This is a genomic window from Chromobacterium alkanivorans, from assembly GCF_016937655.1.
GTDB lineage: Bacteria > Pseudomonadota > Gammaproteobacteria > Burkholderiales > Chromobacteriaceae > Chromobacterium > Chromobacterium alkanivorans.
Genome location: NZ_JAFHKL010000051.1, coordinates 1 through 377 on the forward strand (window position 1 = coordinate 1; position 377 = coordinate 377).

General features: G+C 65.5%; 1 protein-coding gene. It reads right to left on the reverse strand.

What is annotated here, in order from left to right; all coding sequences use genetic code 11:
- Positions 1 to 377, reverse strand: a 377-nt coding sequence (locus tag JW897_RS24160; RefSeq protein ID WP_205467940.1) for an ATP-binding cassette domain-containing protein, incomplete at both ends; no start/stop codon positions are given.

Here is a 377-nt window from a genome sequence, read left to right on the forward strand (position 1 = left end):
TCGCGGATTTCGCCGTGGCGCATGACGATGACTTCGTCGGCGAACTCGCCCACCACCCCCAGGTCGTGGGTGATGAACAGCACCGCCATATCGTGTTTCTTCTGCAGGTCGGCGATCAGTTGCAGGATCTGCTTCTGGATGGTCACGTCCAGCGCGGTGGTGGGTTCGTCGGCAATCAGCAGCTTGGGTTCGCAGGCGATGGCCATGGCGATCATCACCCGCTGCTGCTGGCCGCCGGACAGCTGGTGCGGGTAGCTGTCCACCTTGCTTTCCGGTTCCGGCAGGCCCACTTCGCGCAACAGCTCGATCGCGCGCCGGCGCGCGGCGCGGCGGCCCAGCTTGGCGTGCAGCATCAGGGCTTCCATGATCTGCTCGCC